Source organism: Tangfeifania diversioriginum (genome assembly GCF_900141875.1).
Taxonomy (GTDB): Bacteria; Bacteroidota; Bacteroidia; order Bacteroidales; family Prolixibacteraceae; genus Tangfeifania; species Tangfeifania diversioriginum.
Genome location: NZ_FQZE01000014.1, coordinates 23,883 through 48,167, shown reverse-complemented (window position 1 = coordinate 48,167; position 24,285 = coordinate 23,883). Strand labels below are relative to the sequence as shown.

At 42.5% G+C, this 24,285-nt stretch carries 19 protein-coding genes; 6 read left to right on the top strand and 13 right to left on the bottom strand.

Going from position 1 to position 24,285, the window contains the following annotated elements; all coding sequences use genetic code 11:
* Positions 1 to 371: 371 nt before the first annotated feature.
* The 4 genes from BUC07_RS10325 to yidD form a co-directional block, all read right to left on the bottom strand.
* Complete coding sequence (locus BUC07_RS10325) at positions 372 to 1,184, bottom strand: metal ABC transporter permease (protein WP_217652680.1); 813 nt, start codon at positions 1,182 to 1,184, stop codon at positions 372 to 374.
* Position 1,185: 1 nt separating this feature from the next.
* A complete protein-coding gene (locus BUC07_RS10320; protein ID WP_073169076.1) occupies positions 1,186 to 1,932 on the bottom strand; it encodes a metal ABC transporter ATP-binding protein in 747 nt (248 codons plus the stop codon).
* Positions 1,932 to 2,807 (bottom strand): metal ABC transporter solute-binding protein, Zn/Mn family, encoded by an 876-nt coding sequence (locus tag BUC07_RS10315; RefSeq protein WP_073169179.1) that lies wholly within the window; start codon positions 2,805 to 2,807, stop codon positions 1,932 to 1,934. Before BUC07_RS10315 ends, BUC07_RS10320 begins: the two co-directional genes overlap by 1 nt.
* A gap of 87 nt (positions 2,808 to 2,894) precedes the next feature.
* Positions 2,895 to 3,173, bottom strand: coding sequence for a membrane protein insertion efficiency factor YidD (yidD, locus tag BUC07_RS10310; RefSeq protein ID WP_073169074.1), 279 nt, complete (start codon positions 3,171 to 3,173; stop codon positions 2,895 to 2,897).
* A gap of 210 nt (positions 3,174 to 3,383) precedes the next feature.
* Between yidD and BUC07_RS10305 the strand changes: the two genes are divergently transcribed.
* The 5 genes from BUC07_RS10305 to BUC07_RS10285 all read left to right on the top strand — a co-directional run bounded on the left by BUC07_RS10305 (position 3,384) and on the right by BUC07_RS10285 (position 10,203).
* Entirely contained in the window at positions 3,384 to 4,598 is a 1,215-nt protein-coding gene (locus BUC07_RS10305) for a paraquat-inducible protein A (RefSeq protein ID WP_073169072.1), read from the top strand.
* Between the two features lie 183 nt (positions 4,599 to 4,781).
* A complete protein-coding gene (locus BUC07_RS10300; RefSeq protein WP_073169070.1) occupies positions 4,782 to 5,759 on the top strand; it encodes an ROK family protein in 978 nt (325 codons plus the stop codon).
* A 107-nt stretch (positions 5,760 to 5,866) separates the two neighbouring features.
* Complete coding sequence (locus BUC07_RS10295) at positions 5,867 to 7,798, top strand: M1 family metallopeptidase (RefSeq protein WP_073169068.1); 1,932 nt, start codon at positions 5,867 to 5,869, stop codon at positions 7,796 to 7,798.
* A 101-nt stretch (positions 7,799 to 7,899) separates the two neighbouring features.
* Positions 7,900 to 8,301: a nickel-responsive transcriptional regulator NikR gene (gene nikR / locus BUC07_RS10290; protein ID WP_073169066.1), complete on the top strand. Its 402-nt coding sequence runs from the start codon at positions 7,900 to 7,902 to the stop codon at positions 8,299 to 8,301.
* Positions 8,302 to 8,361: 60 nt separating this feature from the next.
* Positions 8,362 to 10,203, top strand: coding sequence for a TonB-dependent receptor (locus BUC07_RS10285; protein WP_073169064.1), 1,842 nt, complete (start codon positions 8,362 to 8,364; stop codon positions 10,201 to 10,203).
* 5 nt (positions 10,204 to 10,208) lie between these two features.
* On the opposite strand, the gene porK (BUC07_RS10280) is transcribed toward BUC07_RS10285, so the two are convergent.
* The 8 genes from porK (BUC07_RS10280) to topA all read right to left on the bottom strand — a co-directional run bounded on the left by porK (BUC07_RS10280) (position 10,209) and on the right by topA (position 21,119).
* A complete protein-coding gene (porK, locus tag BUC07_RS10280) occupies positions 10,209 to 11,561 on the bottom strand; it encodes a T9SS ring complex lipoprotein PorK/GldK (protein WP_073169062.1) in 1,353 nt (450 codons plus the stop codon).
* Positions 11,562 to 11,661: 100 nt separating this feature from the next.
* Positions 11,662 to 12,513, bottom strand: coding sequence for a type IX secretion system ring subunit PorN/GldN (porN, locus tag BUC07_RS10275; protein ID WP_073169060.1), 852 nt, complete (start codon positions 12,511 to 12,513; stop codon positions 11,662 to 11,664).
* A 2-nt stretch (positions 12,514 to 12,515) separates the two neighbouring features.
* A complete protein-coding gene (gene porM / locus BUC07_RS10270; protein WP_073169058.1) occupies positions 12,516 to 14,126 on the bottom strand; it encodes a type IX secretion system motor protein PorM/GldM in 1,611 nt (536 codons plus the stop codon).
* A 17-nt stretch (positions 14,127 to 14,143) separates the two neighbouring features.
* Positions 14,144 to 15,118, bottom strand: a complete 975-nt coding sequence (porL, locus tag BUC07_RS10265; RefSeq protein WP_073169056.1) for a type IX secretion system motor protein PorL/GldL — start codon at positions 15,116 to 15,118, stop codon at positions 14,144 to 14,146.
* A 22-nt stretch (positions 15,119 to 15,140) separates the two neighbouring features.
* Entirely contained in the window at positions 15,141 to 16,481 is a 1,341-nt protein-coding gene (porK, locus tag BUC07_RS10260; RefSeq protein WP_073169054.1) for a T9SS ring complex lipoprotein PorK/GldK, read from the bottom strand.
* 23 nt (positions 16,482 to 16,504) lie between these two features.
* Complete coding sequence (locus BUC07_RS10255) at positions 16,505 to 17,449, bottom strand: PorP/SprF family type IX secretion system membrane protein (RefSeq protein ID WP_073169052.1); 945 nt, start codon at positions 17,447 to 17,449, stop codon at positions 16,505 to 16,507.
* A gap of 117 nt (positions 17,450 to 17,566) precedes the next feature.
* Complete coding sequence (locus tag BUC07_RS10250; protein ID WP_073169051.1) at positions 17,567 to 18,724, bottom strand: arginase family protein; 1,158 nt, start codon at positions 18,722 to 18,724, stop codon at positions 17,567 to 17,569.
* Positions 18,725 to 18,779: 55 nt separating this feature from the next.
* Complete coding sequence (gene topA, locus BUC07_RS10245; RefSeq protein WP_073169049.1) at positions 18,780 to 21,119, bottom strand: type I DNA topoisomerase; 2,340 nt, start codon at positions 21,117 to 21,119, stop codon at positions 18,780 to 18,782.
* A gap of 211 nt (positions 21,120 to 21,330) precedes the next feature.
* Here topA and BUC07_RS10240 point away from each other — a divergent pair, with 211 nt between their 5' ends.
* Entirely contained in the window at positions 21,331 to 23,709 is a 2,379-nt protein-coding gene (locus BUC07_RS10240; RefSeq protein WP_073169047.1) for a penicillin-binding protein 1A, read from the top strand.
* Here the strand turns inward: BUC07_RS10240 and BUC07_RS10235 are convergent.
* On the bottom strand, positions 23,706 to 24,224 hold the full coding sequence (locus BUC07_RS10235; RefSeq protein ID WP_073169045.1) for a nitroreductase family protein: 519 nt from the start codon (positions 24,222 to 24,224) through the stop codon (positions 23,706 to 23,708). The genes BUC07_RS10240 and BUC07_RS10235 overlap by 4 nt on opposite strands.
* Positions 24,225 to 24,285: the final 61 nt, after the last annotated feature.

Genomic DNA, 24,285 nt, shown 5'->3' with positions numbered 1-24,285 from the left:
ATACCCTGAAAGTAAAACTGCCTGCCATTTTTGGCCAGGCAGTTTTTTTTTAATACCGAATTGATTCGTGCTGCGCACAATTCCGAAAAATACATTTTCTTTTACCCCACAGCAAAATTATGCCTGCCAAAATGGACATATTTTAAAACATTTATTTTTTTGAAAATGTGTAAAATAAAGGGCTGCAAACGGTTAACTTTTGCGGATTGATTTCATTGGTTTAACAACAACTTCCTCGCCGCACGACGGGCAGTTGTAGGTTTCGCAGCCCGTACACGCAAAACAGTTGCTGCAAACCCGGTCGGCCTCGAGGTTTGAAAACCTGGAACTACAAGCTGAACAAGTGTAATACTTTTCCTTTCGGCCAACCATCACTTAAAAAAATGTTTATATAACCTGAGCAGGGCAAAAATTATTACCAACGTAAAAATAATGGCTGCCCCCGACGGAATGTCGAGATAGTACGAAAAAAACAGCCCGGAAATGGTTCCGATAAAAGCAAACACCGAAGAGAGGACAAGCATCTTACGGAAATCTTTGGTAAATAGATTTGCCGTTGCCTGCGGAATGGTAAGCAGCGACAAAATAAGAATAATACCCACAACCCGGATATTCAGCACAACAGTTAGTGCAATCAGTGTAATGGTCAGGTAATTAAACAGCGAAACCGGCAAACCGGCAGCCCGGGCAAATTCTTCGTCGAAAGCGATGTACAGAATTTTCCGAAAATAGAAGGCAAAAAACAGGATTATCACCACATTCAGGATAAACATCCAAACCAGCTCCGAAATGGTAACCGTGAGTATATTTCCGAAAAGATAGCTCATTAAGTTGGGCGTGTACCCCGGAGTTAAAAAGACAAAAATAATCCCGAGCGCCATACCCAGCGACCACCAGATGGCAATGGAAGAATCTTCGCGAACGTGCGCCACTTTGGTGAAAAACTGTATTCCCAGGGCCGACATTACAGCAAACAGCACCGCTCCGAGCAAGGGATTAAAACCCAACAGAAAAGCCAGGCCAATGCCGCCAAATGAGGCGTGTGTAATTCCGCCGCTCACAAAAACTATACGGCGCGAAACGATGTACCCGCCAATAATCCCGCATGAAATACTGGCAAATACGGCAGCCAGAAAAGCTTTCACAAAAAAATCGTATGCAAACAGTTCAATCAGATTACTCATTTTATTCGTGGCGTTTTAAAACGGTATGCGGAATTTCTCCGTGTGTAATAATTTTAATGGGGCAGTTGTAGCTGTCCAGCTGGTCCTGAGTGATAATATTGTCGGGGTGATAGTGCAAGCTGTCGTTTACACAGGCAATGGTTTTCACATAGCTTGAAATGGTACCCACATCGTGCGAAACCAAAACAATTGCCATTTCCTGGTTTAACATTTTCAACCGTTCGTAAAGTTCCCCTTCAAACCGGTTATCCACAAAAGTGTCGGGTTCGTCAAGTATTAAAATTTTCGGGTCGCTGAGCAGTGCCCGGCACAGAAACACACGTTGCATTTGCCCGCCTGACAATTCGCCAATAGCCTTATCCCGGATATCAGAAACCCCCATTTCAGTAAGCAGCCATTCCACTTTTTGCTTGACTTCGCGGGTGTTAATTTTTTTGGGGTTTTTCATTAACGATCCCGAACGCACTACTTCATAAACGGTTATAGGAAAATTTTTATCGATGTGTTTGACCTGTGGCAGGTAACCAATGGGTTTTTTCTTCATTCTCATATCTTCTCTGAAAATAATTTTCCCTTTCATCGGTTTCAGCAATCCCAGAATAGCTTTCAGTAAAGTGGTTTTCCCTCCGCCGTTGGGACCGATTACACCCAGAAAATCGTTTTCAAAAATCTCGAGATTAACATTGTGCAGCACCGGTTGCTTGTCGTAACCAACCGATAAATTTTCTATTTTAATTAGTGCATCCATTAAAAGTTATCGGTTAAAATATTGGTCAATTCCACCAGGTTTTCAGCCCAGTTGGGGTCAAGCGGGGTGACTTCTACTATTTCTCCGCCGACCTCCTCGGCAAATACACGGGCATGGTCGCGATCAAATTCGCTCTGAATAAAAATTACTTCGATATTTTTTTCTTTGGCCAGTTTCACAACTTCCGACATGTGTTTGGGAGTAGGCTCTTTTCCCTCCAGTTCAAGCGAATGCTGGACCAATCCGTATTCGCGGGCAAAATAGGAAAGGCTCGGGTGAAAAGTGATGAACTCTTTCCCTTGGTAGTTTTTCAGTTTTGTTCTGATTTCATTGTCCAGCTCATCGATCTCTTTTACAAATTGAAGGTAATTGGAGTTGTATTCGTCGCTGTTTTCGGGCTGAAGTTCCGAGAGCTCTTCCATAATCCGTTGGGCCATTTGCTTAACCAATTGCGGCGAGAGCCAGGTATGCGGATCCACACCGTCGATGTGCACATGGTCGCCATGCTGAACTTCACTGCCGGCAATTAAATCAAGCCCTTCAGAAAGATTCACAACTTTCATGTTTTTATTGGCCTGCTCTATTTTATCTTTCCACGAATGTTCAAACCCAATATAACCAATGCGGAACCAGATTTCGGAACGGGAAATTTTTTTAAGCTGCGAAGGCAGCAAAGTGTAGGTGGAAGGACTTGCACCGGGCGGTATCAGCACGTTAACTTCAAAATCGTTACCGCCAATTTTTTCCACAAATGTTTTTTGTGGCAAAATACTTACAGTCACCACCTGTTTCCCTGAATCCTGATTTTTTGTTTTTTTTGAATTACAGGAAAAAAGCAATGCAGTTAAAGTAAGTACAAAAAATAGTTGTTTCATTTTAGCTTTTTCTGAATGTGTTGAATAAAACAATAAAAGGCAAATTTAGTTTTTCGAAATGGATTCTCCTGCCAGATCTTTAAAATATCAAAGGTTCATTTTTTTGACCTTAATTTTTGTTTTGGGAGGAACAGGATCATAACCTTCGGTACCCCAGGGGTGGCATTTTGCAATTCGTTTTGTGGCCAGCCAAAATCCTTTAAACGGTCCGTGAATTTTTACAGCCTGAACCGCATATTCCGAGCAGGTGGGGTAATGGCGGCACGAAGCCGGAGTTAATGGCGAAATAGCATACTTGTAAAAGTAAACCGGCACCAGCAAAATCCAGCCCAAAACGCTCAAAACTATTTTTCCGCCCCGTTTCATTAAAACTTAATTTACGGCAAAATTAAAACTAATTTTCACTTTACTTTGTTAAACAAAAGAAAACCACCGGATTAATGCCAATCAACGGCACATAAACCGGGAAACAAATTGGAAACAATAGAGAGCAAGCACTTATAAAAACCAGATAAAACAATTAATTTGAAAACGAACAGTTCCAGACTACTCTTTGCAGCAAGCCTTTTATTAATAATGCTTTCAGTATATTTTAGTGTATTACATATTCAAACGGCAAGGCAAAATCAGGAAAACAACATTCTGCAATCTGAAATAAACAGTATTCGCTACGGCTTATTAAATGCCGACGAATGGAAGCACAACCTCGCCGGTATTATTTCCAAAAAAATTGAAGAATTTGAACTTACCGAACAAAACAAGGAGCAGTTAAAAACGCAGATTGAAGATCTTTTGTACGGGCTGCTTGACCAAGTGAACAAAATTTTGCGTGACGACATGGGCAAAATCAAACAGTTTTTAATGGATGCCTTTGTTGATTTGGATAAGCTCCGCGAAAATGTCCCGCAATTATCAGAAAATTTACTTGAAGAACTGGGAAAACCACACAACAAAAACAACTTAAAAGAATTAACGCTTCAAAAACTCGACAGTTATGTTGAAGAAACGTTTAACAACGACGAACAACTGAAATTACAGCAAATACTGGAAAAGCATGGTTTTCAAAATAAGGAAGAGGCGACAACCGTTTTGGAGCAGCGCATAAAACGCGACACTAAAAAACTGCGTAACTACACCTTTGCCATCTCAGGGTTGCTTCTCGTTGTTTTTCTTTTGAATTTTTTTGGCGAAAACCGAAAAACCAAATGGGGTTTATTTTTACTGCTACTCACCTCACTCATTTTTTTAATAAACGGGCTGGCAGTGCCCATGATTGATATTGAGGCTAAAATCAGCCGGATAAATTTTCAGCTAATCGGAGAAAATATTCATTTTGGCAACCAGGTATTTTTCTACCAAAGCAAATCAATTTTAGATGTGGTGTGGATACTTATTTCAAACGGGCAGGCAGATATGATTTTTGTAGGTATTCTCATTTTCACCTTCAGTGTACTTTTTCCTGTAACAAAACTCATTAGCAGTTTTTTAACCATCCATTCGCCCGGCCGTTTCAAATCCGGCCGTTTCATCCGGTTCTTTACATTTAAATCGGGCAAATGGTCGATGGCTGATGTAATGGTAGTAGCTATTTTTATGGCCTTCATCGGGTTTGACGGGATAATCAGCGACCAGTTGGAATATTTAACAAATACAAACAAATACATAGAAGTTGTAACCACTAACGGCACCAGCCTGCAATCGGGGTTTTACCTGTTCCTGCTTTTCTGCCTTACCGGAATTTTTTTAAGTCTGGCCATCCAAAAGAAGAATCAACAAGGTAAGTCCGGATAAATAATTTTCTGTGCCGCTGTACTGTTTTTATTCAGAATAAATAACCCTAAAAGAAGCATGTACCCGAAAAGAATTCCATAATATTTTTAAATTTGTTGTTCAAGTTTCTAAAACAATTTAAAACCAGAATAAATTTCTGAAATCAATTATCGATTACTACTAATAATTATAAAATATTTAATGATGAAAAGAGTTGCAATTGGTGTAGATGTTGGAGGAACCAACACGGCTATTGGGGTAGTTGACCCCGAAGGGAATGTAATGGTGAAAGATAATATTTCAACTCCCTCGCACGGAGATATCGAAAGGTATATTTCTGACCTGGCCGATGCAATTAAAGAACTGATAAAATCAGTTAAACTTTTAAACAAAGATATTGAAATTCTGGGTATTGGCATTGGTGCCCCCAACGGAAACTATTACAGCGGGACCATTGAATATGCGCCCAACCTTTCGTTTAAAGGAGTGGTGCATGTTGTAAAATTACTTCGCACCCATTTTTCCGATTTGGAAGCCGTTGCACTAACCAACGACGCCAACGCCGCTGCCATTGGCGAAATGATTTACGGCGGTGCCAAAGACATGAAAAATTTCGTACTTTTTACCCTGGGAACAGGAGTTGGAAGCGGCCTTGTTGTTAACGGCGACCTGGTTTACGGACACGATGGTTTTGCCGGCGAGTGCGGCCACACCACGCTGGTTCCCGGAGGCCGCATGTGCGGATGCACTTCATTGGGGCACCTCGAGGCTTATTGCTCGGCACCCGGCATGAAACGTACTGCATTTGAACTTCTGGCCTACTATAATGCAACCGACAGTGTTTTGGCCAATAAATCATACAACGAACTCGATTCGAAAATGATTTATGAAGCAGCGGTAGAAGGCGATAAAGTTGCACTGGAAGTATTTGAAAAAACCGGTGCATGGCTGGGACAAGGACTGGCAGACACTGTTCACCACCTGAGCCCCGAAGCCATTTTCCTTTTTGGCGGACCTACTGCTGCCGGCGATTACATTTTCAAGCCAACTAAAAAACATATGGAGAAACACCTCCTGCCCATTTTCAAAGACAAAATAAAAATTTTGCCATCAGAACTCAAGCCCGGCGATGCGGCCATTGTTGGCGCAAGTGCACTGGTTTGGAAAGAACTGGAGAAATAATATTTCACAAACAACAGCTAAAACGGGGTTCAACAGAATCCCGTTTTTTTTGTTCCCTCTTGTGGAAGTTTCTCATTTCGAATTTGATTAATTGCTAATTTTATCAGATGATAAAACAAAATATTTTCCGGATAGTATTGTTTTTTTCTTTTCCGTCAATACTTTGGGCGCAGGAACCCGATCCCTTTTTCACCGATAAAATGGCCCAACAGGAAAGTAGCCGGTTTTTGAAAAAAACTGCTTTTGCCGAAACGGAAAGTTATGCTGATTACGATTTAATTTACCAGCGTATGGAATGGGAAGTCGATCCTGCTGTCTCTTTCATCAGCGGAGAAATAACATCTTACTTTAAAAGTCAGCAAACAAACCTCACTGAAATTGAATTCGATTTGCATGCAGAAATGATAGTTGATTCCATTACCCAAAAAGGACAACCCATTAATTTTTCACGCAACAAAAACAGAATCAGCATCCAGCTGCATGAAACGCTCAGCAAAGGACAAACTGACTCGCTCTCCGTTTTTTACCAGGGCGAACCACCGTCCACCGGTTTTGGTTCGTTTACCATTGGTACCCATAACCAAACGCCTGTGCTCTGGACACTTTCCGAACCCTACGGTGCCATGGAATGGTGGCCCTGCAAACAATCGCTTGCTGACAAAATTGATTCGATCGATGTGATTGTCACCACCCCGGAACCCTACCGAACTGCGAGTAACGGCATTTTGGTTTCTGAAAAAGTTACAGCCGGGAAACGCACCATGCACTGGAAACACCGCTACCCCATTGCCACCTATTTGGTTGCCATTGCAGTTACCAATTATGCTGATTATTCCGATTCCCTGGCAACTGAAGATGGCCGGGAAATTGAAATCCTGAATTTTGTTTATCCAGAAAACGAAGCAAAAGCCAAAACCGAAACTCCTGTAACTGCAGAAATAATGGCTCTTTTTAATGAATTAATCGGTGAATATCCTTTTGCCAATGAAAAATACGGCCATGCCCAGTTTGGATGGGGAGGCGGCATGGAACACCAAACCATGAGTTTTATGGGCAGCTTTGGCTTTGAACTTGTTGCACACGAACTGGCGCACCAGTGGTTTGGCAATTACATTACCCTGGGCAGCTGGCAGGATATTTGGCTGAACGAAGGATTTGCCACCTATCTTTCGGGCCTGACGTACGAGAATATGCTCGATGGAGTGTGGTGGCCAAGATGGAAAAGGCTGAACCACAATCGCATTACCAGCGAACCCGGGGGAAGCGTTTTTGTTGAAGACACCACAAGCGTTTCGCGAACTTTCAGCAGCAGGCTCTCTTACTCAAAAGGCGCTTATTTGCTCCACATGTTGCGCTGGGTTTTGGGCGACGAGCCATTTTTTAATGCCATCCGCAATTATTTTAGCGACCCGGAAGTCGCAAATGGTTTTGCCCGCACCAGTCAATTGATCAAACATTTTGAAACTGCTGGTGATACTACCCTCTCCGAGTTTTTCAACGACTGGTTTTATGGCGAAGGTTTTCCTGTTTACTCGGCTGAATTTTCACAAACAGATGCCCAAAATTTACAAATTACCCTTTCGCAAACACCTTCACACAATTCGGTAGATTTTTTTGAAATGCCTGTGCCTGTCAGGGTTTACAACACCCAAAAAACTGATTCGGCCAACTTCAGGATAATGCACACAGAAAACAACCAGCAATTTCAAGTTCAGCCTGGATTTATCGTTTCAGAAATTAAAATCGATCCGGATTACTGGCTGATTTCTCAAACAGCTGAAGTAGTAAACCTTCAACTCACCGAAAATCCGGAAACAATTATTGTTTCCCCAAATCCGTTTGTGAATGAAGTTTCGATCATTTTGAACGGAAACCAGTCAATTCTCAAAACCAGGATATTCAGCGCGGCAGGAAAATTACTGAATCAATTCGATGAAAATCAGACTACTCTCAATCTTTCGAACCTTTCGCAGGGAATTTATATCCTTAAAATTGAAACCTCGGAAAAAACGACGGAACGAATAATCGTTAAATACTGACCCCCCGTTGAAAATTTACATCTAAAAAAATGCATTACTCCTTTTTCTATTTTCATCAGTTTTTATATTTTCGTAACACGTATTTTAAATAAAGTAACACCATGTCAGTTACACGTTTTGGAGTTTCACTCGACGAAGATTTGTTAAAAGCGTTGGATGAATACGTTTCGGAAAATCTTTTTGCCAACCGCTCGCAGGCCATTCGCCACCTGATTGAAAAAAACCTGGTGGAAGAAAAATGGAAATGCGATAATATTGTGGCAGGAGCTGTTGTTTTGGTATTTAACCACGACAAAACTGATATTCTTAAAAAATCGTCAGACATTCAATTTGACCACAAAAAGTACATTCTTTCCACACAGGGATTTTACCTGAACGAAGAAAACTACCTCCAGATTATTGCAGTAAAAGGCCCCTCAAAGAAACTCACTGAAATCTCCGACAAACTAATAAGTGTCAGGGGAATTCAGCACGGCAAACTCGTGATGAGCAAAGCAGAATAAAAATTTTTTACCACAATAGTAACACGAATAAACAAAACAGTAACACCAATTGAGTAAGTCATGAAAATACAAAACGTAACGAAAAAATTATTCCTGTTTATATTGATTGTATCCCCCGCACTGCTTTCCGCACAGCTATCACTGAAAGATACTATTGAAATTGAAGAAGTTGTGGTTACCGGCACACCGGTTAAGGTAAATAAAAATAATGTGCCGATGGCCGTTTCGGTGGTTAATCGTACGCAGATTGAAGAAACCGACGAATCGGCGTTGCTGCCGGTTTTAAACGGAAAGGTACCGGGGCTTTTTGTAACCGAACGCGGAGTTACCGGCTTTGGCGTTGCTGCCGGTTCTGCCGGCCAGATTTCCATCAGGGGAGTTGGCGGAAATCCCACAACCGGAGTGCTCATGCTCATTGACGGTCATCCTCAGTTTATGGGAATTATGGGCCACCCGCTGCCCGATTCATACGTGGCTTCTGATGTTGAGCGCGTGGAAGTAATCCGGGGCCCGGCTTCTATCCTTTACGGCTCAAATGCCATGGGAGGTGTCATCAATATTATCACCAAAAAACAGACACAGGAAGGAGTTCACGGAAATGCGCGTTTTACTTATGGCTCTTTTAACACCCAAAAATATATGGGTTCAGCGGGCTTCAAAAAAGATAAATTCAGCGCTTTTATATCGGCTAACCATGATAATACCGATGGCCATCGCGAGCACTCTGAATTCAAAATAAACAACGGCTACGCAAAGCTCGGATACCAGTTGAACGAACACATACATTTTACAACTGATTTCAGCCTGGCCGATTTTGAAGCTGCCGACCCAGGTCCGGATACAATCAATGCATCTGCCGGAGAAAAAATTGACATTTCCCGCGGATACTGGGCGCTCACCATGCAAAATGAATGGGAAAAAATCTCCGGTTCTTTAAAATTATTTTACAATTTTGGGGAACACAATATTACCGACGGGTTTCATTCCAATGACCATAACTACGGTGTCAACTTTTTTGAATCACTAAAATTATTTAAAGGCAACAACATTACTTTGGGTGTGGATTATATGAATTACGGCGGCAAAGCAGAAAACCTAAAAGCCATGAACGGCAACGGAATTGTTTTTGCCGACACCACCATCAGCGAAACCGGAGTTTATGGATTTGTCCAGCAAAAACTGGCTAAAAAACTCACGCTCAATGCCGGATTGCGGTATCAGAATCATTCAGTTTACGGCAGCCAGTGGATTCCGTCGGCAGGATTTGCCTGGCAGCTCCAGGAATCCACCACCTGGAAAGGCACTGTTTCAAAAGGATTTCGCAGCCCAACCATGCGCGAGTTATTTTTATGGGGCCCCAACCCGGAGCTCAACCCTGAAACAATAATGAACTATGAAACAGGAATCTCAAAATCCTTTTTTGATAACACGATAAATACAGAAATTACTTTTTTTATGATTGAGGGAGACAACCTCATTGTAACGGTTCCAATGCAGGGCCTGAAAAATGCCGGCGAAGTGGAAAACAAAGGAGTTGAATTTTCGGCAAATGCACACCCCACCAAAAAACTGACTATTGAAACCACTTACAGCTTTATGGATATGAAAAACCCGGTTTTTGCCACTCCGGAACATAACTTTTTTGTAAGTGCTCATTATAGTTGGAAAAAGTTCCAACTCATGGGAAGCCTTCAGCAAATTGCCAACCTCGACAACGATCCTTCACCAAATGTAAACAAGGTTGATTATACACTACTGAAAGCAAAAGCTGTTTATAATATTACGCCGAACCTGAGGTGGTATATTAGTGGAGAAAACTTACTGGACCAGAATTACCAGGTCAATCGCTTTTACACCATGCCCGGAGCAACGGTATTCTCAGGATTAGGATTTAACTTTTAAGAAAATCAGCGGTTTTGCAATTCATTTCTGAATGAGGACCTTACACAGCGAAAGCCGATGTAGGATTTTGCTGTATCCTGGTATTCGTATGTTCGGGTAGAAGTGCGAATAAAGTAGGCAATATCTTTCCACGAACCACCTCTGATAACTTTGCGTTTCATCACGGGCGGATCATCGGGCAGGGCATTGTACTGCAATTCCGGATTAAAATCGCTGACCACATCATATGCTGCTTCATAAAAAGCGGTACTGGTCCATTCGGCCACATTCCCGGCCATATCGTAGAGTCCGTAATTATTGGGATCAAACTTCCCAACCTGCATTGCAGTTGTGGTTGTGGGACTGTCGGCCACATAATTCCCGCGCAAAGGTTTAAAGTTAGCCACAAAACAGCCGTTTACATTTCGCGTGTAGTAACTCCCCCAGGGATAAACCGTATTGTTTAACCCGCCGCGTGCGGCCATTTCCCATTCAGCCTCGGTGGGCAACCGGTAATCGTGCGCAGGTGCTTCATTTAACCTGCTGCTGAAGTCATTTTTCAGATCAGTCCGCCACCTGCTAAAAGCATTTGCCTGTTTCCAGGTAACGCCCACAACAGGATAATTATCGAATGCCACATGAGAAAAATATTTCATCGTAAACGGATCGTTGTAAGTGTACGTAAAATCACGTATCCAGGTGAGGGTATCCGGATAAACGGGAACCATTTCGTGCATCATAAAAGAGCTGCGATTGGCAACCGGAACCGTTTCGCCTTCAGGTGTCAGAACAGTACCCTCATAACTTTCACTTTCAAAATTGTAGCTGTTCTCCCGCCTTGCTGCCTGCTTGTAATCAACCCAGTAATATTCATAAATCAGTTTTCGGGGATCGACTTCTTTCCTGAATGCAAGCCGTTCTTCTTCAGGAATATATAATTCATCCATTGCCAGTTGGTAATCAGGATCGTCCCATTCAATTTCTTCCTCCCAGTCAATAACAGGTTCATCGAGAGGAACGCCGTTGAGGTCTTCGGTAATCACAAAATCGGTGTAAGTCTGGCCGAGTAACTTCCGGGCAATGGAGTCGCGCACCCAGTACACAAACTGGCGGTATTCGTTATTGGTAATTTCAGTATCGTCCATCCAGAATGATTCAACTGAAACTCTTTTTGATTTTTCAGCAATTCCTGTCAATTCCTCATCGGATGGCCCCATAACAAATGAGCCACGCGGGACATACACCATTCCGAAAGGAGAGGGCTCGAACCAGCTATTGGATTTTCGTTCGCCTCCGGGCAGGTACTGAACAATTTCATTCCGGCATGAATTGAAAAGCAAGCCACTGGCCAAAATAATATAAATTATTGCTTTTCTCATTCTTTTCAATATTGCTGGAAAATTTTCTTTGGTTGGTAAAAACTACCTGAGTAAAAAAAGGCCTTATGAAACCATAAGGCCAGAACTTAATTTTTTCATTTTAATATTCCCAAAGATCCTGCTCAAAGTTGAAAATTTCTTCCTCAATTTTCTTCGATTCGAGCATGGCTTCTTTTCCGCTCAGATAGGCACTTATATCACGGTTATTATACACGTTCGATTCTTTTACAACATAGCTGTTAAAGAAACGTTTGATAAAAAGCTCGTCAAACGACATGGACTGAGCCTCGTTGTACGGATTAAGTGCCACATTGGTGGCGAGCAGGTTCCTGGCTTCGGGGTAATACACCCAAAAAACCTTTTGACGCTGCATCTGTCCGGTTTCATCGCCCTCCCTAGTAAATTCGCGAATGGGACAAATACCGATTATGCGTACATTAAGTGCAGAGGCCTGTTTGTCGAAATACCACTCCTCCTTAATCATGTACTGCTTAATATTGCTTGGCCGAATTTCGCCTTGGATGGTTACTTGTTTTCTTTCGCCGGTATCAAAGTCTATGGTTTCTTCGGTGGTTTCTTCGGCACCGAACGATTCCTGTACCTGTTCAAATGTCATCGGCACTTTAAAATCATCGTCGAGTCGGGCATCATAAGGTGTAATCTGCCCGTTTTGAATCCCGTCCAATAGTAACGAAATCAAATTTTTCCGGCCGCCCGTTTCTTCGGTAGGATAATAAAGGGTCTGATTCATTTTTTCGCGTAAATCAACAACCCTCCAGATCGTTTTCGACCAAAACACATCTGCTTCGCGTACTGACGGTAAAGGCATTGGCCTTTTCTCCGAAATGTTGTTCGTACTGTATGCCCCGTTTATTATCTGGGCATTAACTGTATTTCCTGTAAATACAATGATGAAAATTAATGCTCCTATGTAACCAATACACTTTTTCATATTTACTGTATTTTAAATGAAATTGGGTCAAGATCGCGTGTTTCTCCATTATCCCCAACTGCTCTGATGTTACTTATATATACTATCTCTTCTGGATTAAGTCTTCTGAACTGTGCTATTTGATCGTCGGTAAAGCGATTTGAATTCGATTCCCAACGGTTTACATAGCCACCGGGCCCCGGAACTTGAATAGTAAACTGCGTGACAGTATAACCAAACTCGAAATCAAAATCTTCCAAAACAGCCATTACGCCATCTTCTACCAGCAACCTTTCTTTCCGAATAGTTCCACCTGACAGGCCGGCAACCTGGGCCACCGGATCAGGAACTCTTTTCACGCGCCACTGGCTGGAACCAACTAACCTTCTTTCGCCTCCAATATTTGAATAAACCGACACCACTGTGTTTCTTCCCTGTTCGTCGAGTTCATCAGGGCGAATAATATATTCGTTGCCACTTTTAACAACTGTTCCGTTTGTCATTTGCACTTCCAGGTTCTCCTGGGGTATTCCGCCACCGCCAACATCGAAAGGATTATCGAGGCCGCGATAAAATACATTCATTCGTGTGGCCGACATGGTAACACTGGGTCGTGTAACCTGATATTCCTGCGAGAAAGGATAATTTCTCACAATACCGGCGGGTGTTTTGTACTTAATAACACCACTCCAGCTAAAAACGCCGGGCTCATTTGCTTCCACACGGTAGGTTGCTTTCCCGTCCTGTACAGTTGCCGGCCGGTTGTTAATTAATATCTCGGGTTGCTGGGTGGTATCTTCAGCAGCCAGAAAAACTTCAGCTACATATTCTTCGCCCTGTAAAACAACATTTGAGGTTGGAATTACACGGGCACCCAATTTATTGAATTTAAACGACCCGGCATCAATTTGTGAATATAAATAGTTGATAAGATTTGCTTCGGTATTTTTTACATCGATCTGAATTTTGGAAAGCAAAGTAAGAATAGCCACCAGTGGTTTATTCAGAAAACGTTCGCTTTCCCACGATTTGCTTTCGCCGCCTTCTCTTAAGCTAACCGGAGGATCGGAAGTATCGAGTGCACTTTCAACAGTATTAATCAGTTCAGTATCCGACTCCTCAATAAGGGCAACCATGTTAGCTCTGTACTCATTAATTTTTTCTTTTAAAAGCTCAGCGTTCCCCTGGGTTATTAAAAATTCTGAAGGCGAATTCAAATCATCTTCTTTTTTCAGAATTATTGTGTCACCACTTTCTGTAACCAGGTAAAAATCATTTTCTCTCAAGGGTCTGTCGTCAGATACCGGGATAGCTCCGGAATCTCTGACTAAATCCTCTTTCAGTTTTGAAAGGTATAAATACATTTGGGAAGTCAGCATTTTCACACTGTCCGCCTTATCTTTCCACTCTTTAACCTTGGTTTCATTTTCAGCATATGCCTGTTCGAAAGAAGCATATACCTGTGCATTTTTCATGTCCACTGTTTCCAGGGTTTGGATAAGGCTTGAATCCACTACCTGGAATGCATCGAGCACCTCGGCCGCCACGTTGATTGCCAACATTGCGGTGAGGACAATGTACATCATGTTTATCATTTTTTGCCGCGGTGTTTCCGGACAATTTTTTGCACCCATAGTATAACTTCTATATGTTATTTCTTATAACTCATTGCACCCAGCATATTACCATAAATGGTATTCAGTGCTTCCAGGTTTTTATTCAACTTTTCTGCATTCTCTTTATACTTCTCGAGCTCGGAAACCGAAGAGGATAGTATTTCATTCATTTGCGACAGATCTTTGTTGAATTTATGACTGGCTTCAAACTGGCTTTTTGTTCCTTGCAACTGGTTCTCAAAGTTTTCGTTTAAGGCACTTATATTTTGATTCAGTTTTTCAAGGTTGTTGTAATATTGTTTCGATCCCTCTCCAATATTTTTTATTTCGTTTGAGAATGAAACAGTTGCTCCATTTACCGTTTCAGCAATCTTTTTTCCGGTTTCTGATAGTTGCGCCGAAAATTCCTCACTGCCTTTTTGCAGTGTATCAATAGTACCTTTGCCTGATTCGGAAAATTGTTGCGATGCAGCGGTATAAGAGTCAACTAATTTATTCACCGATTCATTAATTGTGTTGTTGGCGCGATTGTTAATTTCGGCCAGTGAATTCATTGACTCGGAGGCAGAACTCAGGTTTTTCACATACATATCGGTGGCCAGTGTTGCCGAGGAAATATCGCTGATTCCCCGCGCGGCTGCTGACAGTTCAGATAAACTTTTGCCTACTTTGTCGAGGAGTTCTGGTGATAAATCAGAAGAAGCAAGCAACTGGTTGAACCCGCCTTTTTTATTGTCCTGGTTCAACTCATCCATATCCATCATTTCGTATTCTTCGCGCAATTCAGGATAAACTTTACCCCAGTCGGGCATATCAAGTGGCGGTTCAAAAGCTGACAGGAAGAAAATGAAGGCTTCTGTTATAAGCCCGATAGTAAGAAATAAGCCGGAGTATTCCCAGTGCTGGAGTTTGAACAGTGCTCCAAGCATTACAACAGATGCACCCCATCCATAGACATAGCCCATGAATGTTTTCCAGCGTTTTGTTTTGAAAATCTCACCTATATTCATATTGCAGTGTAAAAATTAGTTGCTAATTAAATTCTTCTCCAAATGTTGACCGCACACATCTAAACCCAACGTATGACTTTGTAGTGTCCTGGTATTCGAAACTACGGGTAGAAACCTGTGTAAAGTAGGCAATGTCTTTCCATGAGCCTCCGCGAACAACTTTGCGTTTCATCACAGGCGGATCGTCTGGTCTTGCATTGTAGGTAAAAGTCGGATTTAAATCGCTGTAATAGTTATAACCTGCTTCGTCGTATGCTGTTTCGGTCCATTCAGCCACGTTGCCGGCCATGTCGTATATTCCGTATTCGTTGGGTTCGTAACTGCCAACTTTCATGGCTGAAATTCCGCCGTCCTCCACATAATTTCCTCGCAACGGCTTAAAATTAGCAAGAAAAACCCCGTCTTCGTCACGGGTATAGTAGCCACCCCACGGGTACATTGAAAAATCTTTTCCGCCACGGGCTGCATATTCCCATTCTACTTCTGTGGGCAAACGGTAAGCCTGAACGGTGGGCTCTCTTTTTGAGGTTAAATAGTCGGAATGAATTTTAGTTCTCCAGTTGCTGAAAGCCATTGCCTGTTTCCAGGTCACTCCAACCACAGGATAATCGTCGAAGCCGGGATGCCAGAAATACCGTGTGGCCCAGGGTTCGTTGTATGAATAAGTAAAATCCCTAATCCACGCAAGTGTATCGGGATAAACATGTACCCTGTCATTCAAAATAAAGTCTGACCGGTTTTCAATGGGGCGCAGTTCACCTTCGCTGTCGTAAACATTCCCCTCGTAGCTTTGTGTTTCGTAATTATAGTTGTTGGAGCGTTTGGCTGCCTGCTGAAGATCTATCCACCAGTATTCATAAACAAGCTTTCGGCTGTCAACTTCTCTTTTCCCAAAAAACCGTTCATTTTCTGGAACGTACAAATCCTGCATTGCCATCTGGAAGTCAGGATCGCTCCAGTCAATTTTTTCATCCCAGTTAATCCGTGGTGGATCAATAGGCGTTCCGTTCCGGTCTTCTGTAATCAGGAATTCGGGGTACTGATCCCCCAGCATCCGGCGTGCTATTGAGTCCCTGACCCAATGTACAAACTGACGGTATTCGTTGTTTGTAATTTCGGTATCGTCCATCCAGAACGCTTCCTGCGAAACTGTTTTGGTTGGGATACCAGACATTGCGGGATCCTGATCGCTGGGGCCAATATTGAAACTTCCCCGCCGGACGTAAACCATTCCGTACGGTTGAGATTCATTCCACTTTGGTCTCTGCTGCACTCCAATCAGCTCTCCGTTTCCCGATTGGTTACAGGAGGAAAAACCGATAATTGTGAAGAGTACAATTGTAATAAAAAGAAGTTTTTTCATAGCTCAATATAATATGGCTTTCTTTACAAAAATCTAATACTTTTATATCTTTTACTCCGACTGCGCTCCAGATCAATCGAATAACTGACAAAGATTTCATGTGATGCAAAACCTTCGTAACCGATTGCCGAAGTAACCAGATCGAACGCATATCCTACTTTTAGTCCATTTTCCATTTCAATACCCATCAACAGTGCCACAGCATCGTTTACGCGATAGGTTAGTCCGCCCCAAAAACGATCGTCGTAAACAAGGTTTGTATTTAAATCCACCTGCCAGCCTGCCAGGTCGGATCTAAACATGAACGACGGGCGTAACTCAAATAACGGATCGGCTAATTTAATATTGTATCCGCCGGTTAAATAATAGTGCCTTGCCATAAACGTAACGGCCTGTTCATCGAACTTAATAACGGCCTGGTTTAAATGAGTTACAGACACTCCTAAATAGTAGTCGATGGCCGACAAATACAAACCGGCTCCAAAGTCGAATGCCATTTGACTAACATCTCCCTGTGGTATTCCCGGATCGGAACCTGGTTGGGTGTATAAATCATCTTCAGGCACTTCCCATTCCCCGCTCAAACTCTTATTGAATAATCCCAGAGACAACCCAATTCCCAATGTTCCCATGCTCAAATCAGCCTTGTATGCATAATTGGCATTTATCATCGTATTATCTTCATTTCCCAATTGGTCACTCACTATATTTAATCCCAGGCCACTTGCTGCACCAAACAAATTTACGGCACCATCAACACTAAAAACTAGTGTTTTGGGAGCGCCGGGCATACCTTCCCACTGATAACGGTTTAATATGATTCCACTTATAACATCTTCTGCTCCTGCAAACCCGGGGTTTACACCCAACTTATAGTGCATATTGTTTGTAAACATCGGATCTTGCTGGCCCATAGCCGCTAAATTAACTATTATCAGCAAATATAGTAAAGAAAATATTTTTTTCATACTCCTCAATAGATGCGGCATAAACAATTTCTCAATCCATGCTAAAGAAATAAAAAATTGTTGTTTGTAACAAACTTCATTTAACATTGGTATGCAAAGAACGGATTCATTATTTTATTATTTTGACAAATCATCCATTTTTTGAACGTAGCGGAGCCATTTATGCGGTATTTCGTTGGCTGCAGCCTGATGATAATCTTCTTCTGAACAGGCAAAAAGATGCGTTTCTCCCGCTACTGAATTCACTTCGAACCACCACCTTTGGGTTGCAGGTTCATTAAAAAAAACCAGTGGATGATCAAGGTCATCAATTTCAACTTTATAAACTACGCTGTTATCAGCAGGTTTTAAATTTTCGTCATTTCGGGTGGTGCAACCTTCCAGAAAATACCAAATAATTTCGGCAGTTAGTTTTACGGTAATCAAATTATTGTCTGAAACCGGATTGAGTTCAAACAAACCGAAATTTTTCAGCCGTTCGCTCATCCCGGCATAACGGGCAAGCTGGCAGGCTTCTTCTCCTCTCAATCCGTTCGGGTTTTTTTGTATTGCGGCTGGTGCTTCGGTGTATTTTATTGCGCCCACATCAAATGACAAAACATCAGTATTACGCATTAAAGGTTCCGATTGGAAAAAATTCTCGCGCAGTTGCCCTAACCTCAGGTGTTCTGTTAAACCGTGAGATTTTTCAATCAGTTTTTGCCCCACCAGATGATTTTGATAGGCAATAAGGTTGAACTGAAAAAGCGTTGGCAGATTTTTGAATACCCGTGTTAAATAGTTCGATGAATGAAATGTCTCTACTCCTTTTTTAATGTCGAGCATTGCATCGACAGCCGAAAGCGAGAAAAAACGGTTATTGGCAAAAGCATCGCACACCCCCACTGTTAAATCCTGGCTGCCACCAATAATTACCGAAACAATATTCATTTCAGCAAAATACTCCACCACATCGCGTATGGCGAGCAGCGTTCCTTTCAGGCTACCCGTGGGTTTCAGGTTTCCCAAGTCGGCAATGTTCAGGTTAGAATTTAACGCTGCCAAACGGTATAATTGCTGCCGCACCAAATTGGGTGTTGATGATGGTTCCGGATTATATTCTCCGTTGAATACCGGCACACCAAACAAAACAACTTTTGCACCCGAAATTGTTGAAGCAGTAAGCTTAGTGGTGAAAGATTCGACAGATGCGCCCAGCGAATATTTCCCCAATGATTTGTCATTTGCGTCAAAACGCGAAAAATCAACAGGATCGAAATAATCGAAAACTTCCATTCATGAAAAATTTAGGCAAAAGTAAGGCAAATGTTGAATCATCTGCCTTTTTGCTCTATTTCTTTTTCCTTCTCTTTCCCGACTTGGCTGCCGGTGCTTCTTCAATTATTTTTTTGCAATCGTCGAGCGATAAATCTTCAGCCTTCAATTTCTTCGGAATTTTGTAATTCTTCTTTTTGAAAGAAATGTAAGGTCCCCATCTGCCGTTCAAAACTCTCAGTCCAGGTTCTTCATCAAAAGTTTTAATAATTGCTTTCCGGTCTTTTTCGCGTTTGGCCTCAATTAATTCAATCGCCTTGTCGAGTTCAACCGTGTATGGATCGTTTTCTTTGCCGAGCGAAACAAACTTATTGTCGTGCCGCACATAGGGGCCAAAACGACCAATATTTACGGTAACTTTTTTGTCTTCATACTCGCCCAGTTCGCGTGGCAGTTTAAATAAATCGAGGGCATCCTCCAGTGTAATTGTTTCAAGATGCTGCCCGTTGCGGAGGCTGGCAAATTGCGGCTTTTCTTCGTTGGTTTCGGAGGAAGCTTCGCCAAGCTGGGCTACCGGGCCGTAGCGGCCAATTCTTACCGAGACCTGTTTGCCGGTTTTTGGGTCGGTTCCCAGCACGCGTTCGCCTTTTGAGCGACCGGAATTTTCCAACACATCTTCAACTATTTCGTGGAATGGCTTGTAGAATCTGTCAATCATTTCATTCCAAACCTTCTCCCCTTCAGCAATATCATCAAAGTCCTTTTCCACGCTGGCCGTGAAGTTGAAGTCCATTATTTGTTTGAAATTCTCCATTAAAAAATCGGTAACCACCATTCCCACATCGGTTGGGAAGAGCTTCGATTTTTCGGTGCCTGTAATTTCCGTTTTCTTTTTTTCTGAAATTTTATCGTGGTCAAGCGTAATTACATCAAACTCGCGCTCCGTTCCCGGGCGATCTTCTTTTACCACATAATTCCGGTTTTGAATAGTTGTAATTGTGGGTGCATAAGTTGACGGGCGGCCAATTCCGAGCTCCTCGAGGCGTTTCACCAGCGAAGCCTCTGTAAAGCGGGGAGGTTTTTGTGAGAAACGCTGCATGGCAATAATTTCGGACATGCGCAATGCATCATTGGCTTTCAGCGGTGGAATAATATCCTGGGCAGGACCGCTGTTCCCGTTTTCATCGTCGGTCGATTCCATGTACACTTTCAAAAACCCGTCGAAAATCAGCACTTCGCCTGTTGCAGTGAATCTTTCGGTTGCGGTTGACACAGAAATATTCACGGTGGTTTTTTCCAGTTTGGCATCGGCCATTTGCGAAGCAATTGTGCGTTTCCAAATCAGTTCGTACAACCGCCTTTCCTGGTTCGATCCCTCAACGGTTTCATTGCTCATGTAGGTTGGCCGGATGGCTTCGTGTGCTTCCTGTGCCCCCTTCGATTTGGTTTGGTATTTTCTGATTTTCAGGTAATCTTCACCGTGTAAATCAAGAATTTTTTGTTTCGCTGTATTAATGGCCGTGTTCGACAGGTTCACTGAATCGGTACGCATGTAAGTAATTTTACCACCTTCGTAGAGGCGTTGTGCCACAGCCATGGTTTGCGAAACCGAAAAGCCCAGTTTACGGCTGGCTTCCTGCTGAAGTGTGGAAGTTGTAAACGGCATGGCCGGCGAACGTTTGGTTGGTTTCTTGGTTACATCGCTGACCGAAAATTCGGCCGACTGGCATTTTTTCAGAAATTCGAGTGCTTCGTTTTTTTCTGAAAACCTTTTTGAAAGTTCTGCTTTTAGTTCGGAAGTATTCCCATTTTCATCGCTCACCAGGAATTTCCCGGTAACACGGTAATTCGATTCACTTTTAAATTTGATAATTTCACGTTCGCGATCCACAATTAAACGGACGGCTACCGATTGCACCCTGCCGGCCGAAAGTGAGGGTTTCACTTTTTTCCACAATACCGGCGAAACTTCAAAACCCACAATGCGGTCGAGTACCCGGCGTGCCTGCTGGGCATTCACCAGGTTATCATCTATCACGCGTGGATTTTTAATGGCTTCCTGGATGGCTTCTTTGGTAATTTCATGAAAAACAATGCGTTTTGTTCTTGAAGGATCAAGTTTCAACACTTCCTTCAGGTGCCAGGCAATAGCTTCTCCCTCGCGGTCTTCATCGGATGCGAGCCATACTGTTTCCGCATCTTTGGCCAGTTTCTTCAACTCGGTTACAACCTTCTTTTTATCAGGGGTAACAACGTATTTGGGTTGATAATTTTTTTCCAAATCAATCCCAAAATCTTTCTTTTCCAGGTCGCGTATATGGCCCATGCAGGATGTAACATGGTACCCTTCTCCTAAAAATTTCTCAATTGTTTTTGCTTTTGCAGGTGACTCGACAATGACAAGGTTTTCTTGCATAAATATATGTTCCTTTCTAAAAAAATTTCTGCAAATTAAAGAAAATGAATCGCTAAGTTCAAAATTAATTTTGTTTATTTATTTCTACCCAATTGATAATGATAAGTTTATTTTCTTAAAATAAAAATATTTATCCCCGTTGTTGCGTTTAAAAAATTGCAGCCACACCAGAATGATTTATATTTGTCGGAATATTAATTCACATGAATTTATGACTGAAGAAAAAAATAAAAATTACAAAAAATACATTGTCGGATTTTGGTCAATTATCTTAACCGGAATTCTTGCCCTGATCCTACTTTTTGTTTCCATTGCAAAAGGCTGGATGGGGTTTATGCCCTCTTTTGAGGAACTTGAAAACCCGCCAAATATTCTGGCTTCAGAAATTTATTCATCCGACGGAAAGATTCTCGATAAATATTTTCTTCGCGAAAACAGGACTTTTGTTGATTACGAAAACCTGCCGCAACACCTGATTGATGCATTAATTGCCACCGAAGATGTGCGGTTCTACAGCCATTCGGGGATCGACCTGCGGGGTTTGGCCAGGGTTTTTAAAGGTATTATTACTGGCGACACCAGCTCTGGCGGTGGAAGTACCATTAGTCAGCAACTGGCCAAAAATCTTTTCCCGCGCACCAGTTTTGACAGTTTCTGGGAACTTGTTTTCAGAAAATTTAAGGAATGGGTAATTGCTGTAAAACTGGAACGCAGCTACACCAAAGAGGAAATCATTTTAATGTACCTCAACAAGTACGATTTTCTGAACCACGCCGTTGGAATAAAATCGGCAGCAAATGTATATTTCAGTATTCAACCCGATTCACTTCAGCTTCACCAGGCAGCCATGCTGGTGGGGATGGCCAAAAATTCGTCGCTCTTCAACCCTGTCCGCCGCCCCGAGCTGGTAAAAAAACGACGTAACGTGGTGCTCAACCAAATGGAGAAGTACGGCTATATTACAAAAGCGATAAGAGATTCAGTAAAACAACTTCCCCTGGATCTCGACTATCAGAAAGTGGATTACCGAATTGGGCCAGCTCCGTATTTCAGGGAGTACCTAAGGCTTACACTTACTGCCGACAAACCCGAGCGCGATGATTACGCATCGTGGCAAACCCAAAAATTCATTGAAGATTCCGTTGAGTGGCAAACCAATCCGCTATACGGTTGGTGCAATAAAAATATTAAACCCGATGGAAATAATTACAACTTATATTCAGATGGATTAAAAATTTACGCCACCATTGATTCGCGAATGCAGAAATACGCGGTTGAGTCAGTAAAAAAACATCTGAAAAATGATCTCCAGCCCGAATTTGACGGAAGTATAAAATACCTCGACAATCCACCTTTCGCAAACAACATGACCAGCGAACAGGTCGAAAATCTTCTGAACAGGGAAATAAGACAGAGCGAACGTTTCCGGGTATTAAACGAGCAGGGGAAAAATTTCAGTGAGATAAAAGAGAATTTTAAACAGCCGGTTGAAATGACTGTTTTCTCCTGGGAAGGAGAGATTGATACGCTCATGTCACCGATGGATTCCATCAAATGGTACCTGCGCTATTTCCGGTCTTCATTCATGGCAATGGAACCGCACAGCGGGCAGGTAAAAGCATACGTGGGCGGGCCTGACTACAAACATTTTATGTACGACATGGTAAAGGGCGGAAAACGCCAGGTTGGATCCACCGTAAAACCATTCCTTTATACGCTTGCCATGCAAAACGGCCTCACACCGTGTACAAAAGTTCCGTATGTAAGCCAGCAATTCCAGATGCCCGACGGAACAATTTGGGAACCCAAAGATTCTGAATATGACGAAGAAAACGAAGGGAAACTGGTTACATTGAAATGGGGCCTGGCAAAGTCGCGCAATAAAATTTCGGCCTGGGTGATGAAACAGTTTAATCCCCACGCAGTTACTGACATTATGAAACGAATGGGCATTTACAGCCCCATCGACCCTGTTCCTTCTTTGTTTTTAGGAACTTCGGATATCACATTATACGAAATGGTTGGGGCTTTTAATACCTACTCCAACCAGGGTGTTTTTGTGAAACCCTACTTTGTTACGCGAATTGAAGACCAGCACGGAAACGTAATCGCTACTTTCCAGCCTGAACGCAGGGAAGCCATTGATGAGCAAACCGCCTACCTGATGATTAACCTGTTGCAGGGAGTAATTGATGAAGGAACCGGAATTCGGTTACGCATTTCAAATCTGTTCCGGGATGGAGTAACGGAGGACTATGGAAGTTTCACCATGCCCATTGCCGGGAAAACAGGCACCACACAAAACCATTCCGACGGCTGGTTTATGGGAATAACTCCAAAACTGACTGCAGGTGTGTGGACAGGTGCCGATTTGCGAAGTGTTCATTTCCGTACGATTGCATCAGGGCAGGGAGCCAACATGGCATTGCCTATCTGGGGATACTTTTTCAAAAAAGTGCTGGCGGATGAATCACTCGGCATTACCGAAGATATGGAATTTGAAAAACCGGAAGACTTCAATATTAATCTCGATTGCGACGATATTGGACAACAGGAACAAAGGCCATCGGATTACAACGATTTCTTTTAAAACCTGTTCATTCTGATTTTTTCGAACTGCAATTCCTCAAAAGGTTTCCCAGCGCGCTGCTGGTCAGGGTGGCCGACAGAGATAATACTCAACACCCTGAAATTTTCGGGCATCCCCAATAAATGCTGAATGTATCTTTCGGATGAAAGCTCATCGGAGTGCATCCGGTTGCGGATTTGAATCCAGCAACTGCCCAAATCCAGTGACTGTGCGGTGAGCTGCAGCAAAATGGAAGCGATGGAGCAATCTTCAATCCACACATCGTTTTTGGTCTCGTCGGCACACACCACAATGGCAAGTGGCGCCGTTTTCAGTGGCGTTATGCCGTGCGGTTTGCAATCTTTCAGCCGGCCAATAATTTCCTTATCATCCACAAAAATGAATTCCCACGGATTGGTATTTTTTGATGAAGGTGAACGAAGCGCAGCCTCTTTCAGAATATCCAACTTTTCTTTTTCAATTGTCTGCTCAGTGTATTTTCGAATACTGCGACGATTGCGTAAAATGTCTATCATTTTTCTGTTTTAACGGTGAATGTCTCAAATAAAAGAAATTTTTCTAACTTCAAAATTTAAA

Bases quoted from the DNA above. Each gene is read 5' to 3' on its own strand.
- BUC07_RS10315 (WP_073169179.1), bottom strand. From the start codon at position 2,807: ATGAAACAACTATTTTTTGTACTTACTTTAACTGCATTGCTTTTTTCC.
- BUC07_RS10235 (WP_073169045.1), bottom strand. From the start codon at position 24,224: ATGATAGACATTTTACGCAATCGTCGCAGTATTCGAAAATACACTGAG.
- BUC07_RS10255 (WP_073169052.1), bottom strand. From the start codon at position 17,449: ATGAAAAAAATATTTTCTTTACTATATTTGCTGATAATAGTTAATTTA.
- topA (WP_073169049.1), bottom strand. From the start codon at position 21,119: ATGCAAGAAAACCTTGTCATTGTCGAGTCACCTGCAAAAGCAAAAACA.
- BUC07_RS10305 (WP_073169072.1), top strand. From the start codon at position 3,384: ATGCTTTCAGTATATTTTAGTGTATTACATATTCAAACGGCAAGGCAA.
- BUC07_RS10240 (WP_073169047.1), top strand. From the start codon at position 21,331: ATGACTGAAGAAAAAAATAAAAATTACAAAAAATACATTGTCGGATTT.
- yidD (WP_073169074.1), bottom strand. From the start codon at position 3,173: ATGAAACGGGGCGGAAAAATAGTTTTGAGCGTTTTGGGCTGGATTTTG.
- porL (WP_073169056.1), bottom strand. From the start codon at position 15,118: ATGAATATAGGTGAGATTTTCAAAACAAAACGCTGGAAAACATTCATG.
- BUC07_RS10285 (WP_073169064.1), top strand. From the start codon at position 8,362: ATGAAAATACAAAACGTAACGAAAAAATTATTCCTGTTTATATTGATT.
- BUC07_RS10325 (WP_217652680.1), bottom strand. From the start codon at position 1,184: ATGAGTAATCTGATTGAACTGTTTGCATACGATTTTTTTGTGAAAGCT.
- porN (WP_073169060.1), bottom strand. From the start codon at position 12,513: ATGAAAAAGTGTATTGGTTACATAGGAGCATTAATTTTCATCATTGTA.
- porK (WP_073169062.1), bottom strand. From the start codon at position 11,561: ATGAGAAAAGCAATAATTTATATTATTTTGGCCAGTGGCTTGCTTTTC.
- nikR (WP_073169066.1), top strand. From the start codon at position 7,900: ATGTCAGTTACACGTTTTGGAGTTTCACTCGACGAAGATTTGTTAAAA.
- BUC07_RS10300 (WP_073169070.1), top strand. From the start codon at position 4,782: ATGAAAAGAGTTGCAATTGGTGTAGATGTTGGAGGAACCAACACGGCT.
- BUC07_RS10295 (WP_073169068.1), top strand. From the start codon at position 5,867: ATGATAAAACAAAATATTTTCCGGATAGTATTGTTTTTTTCTTTTCCG.
- porK (WP_073169054.1), bottom strand. From the start codon at position 16,481: ATGAAAAAACTTCTTTTTATTACAATTGTACTCTTCACAATTATCGGT.
- porM (WP_073169058.1), bottom strand. From the start codon at position 14,126: ATGGGTGCAAAAAATTGTCCGGAAACACCGCGGCAAAAAATGATAAAC.
- BUC07_RS10320 (WP_073169076.1), bottom strand. From the start codon at position 1,932: ATGGATGCACTAATTAAAATAGAAAATTTATCGGTTGGTTACGACAAG.
- BUC07_RS10250 (WP_073169051.1), bottom strand. From the start codon at position 18,724: ATGGAAGTTTTCGATTATTTCGATCCTGTTGATTTTTCGCGTTTTGAC.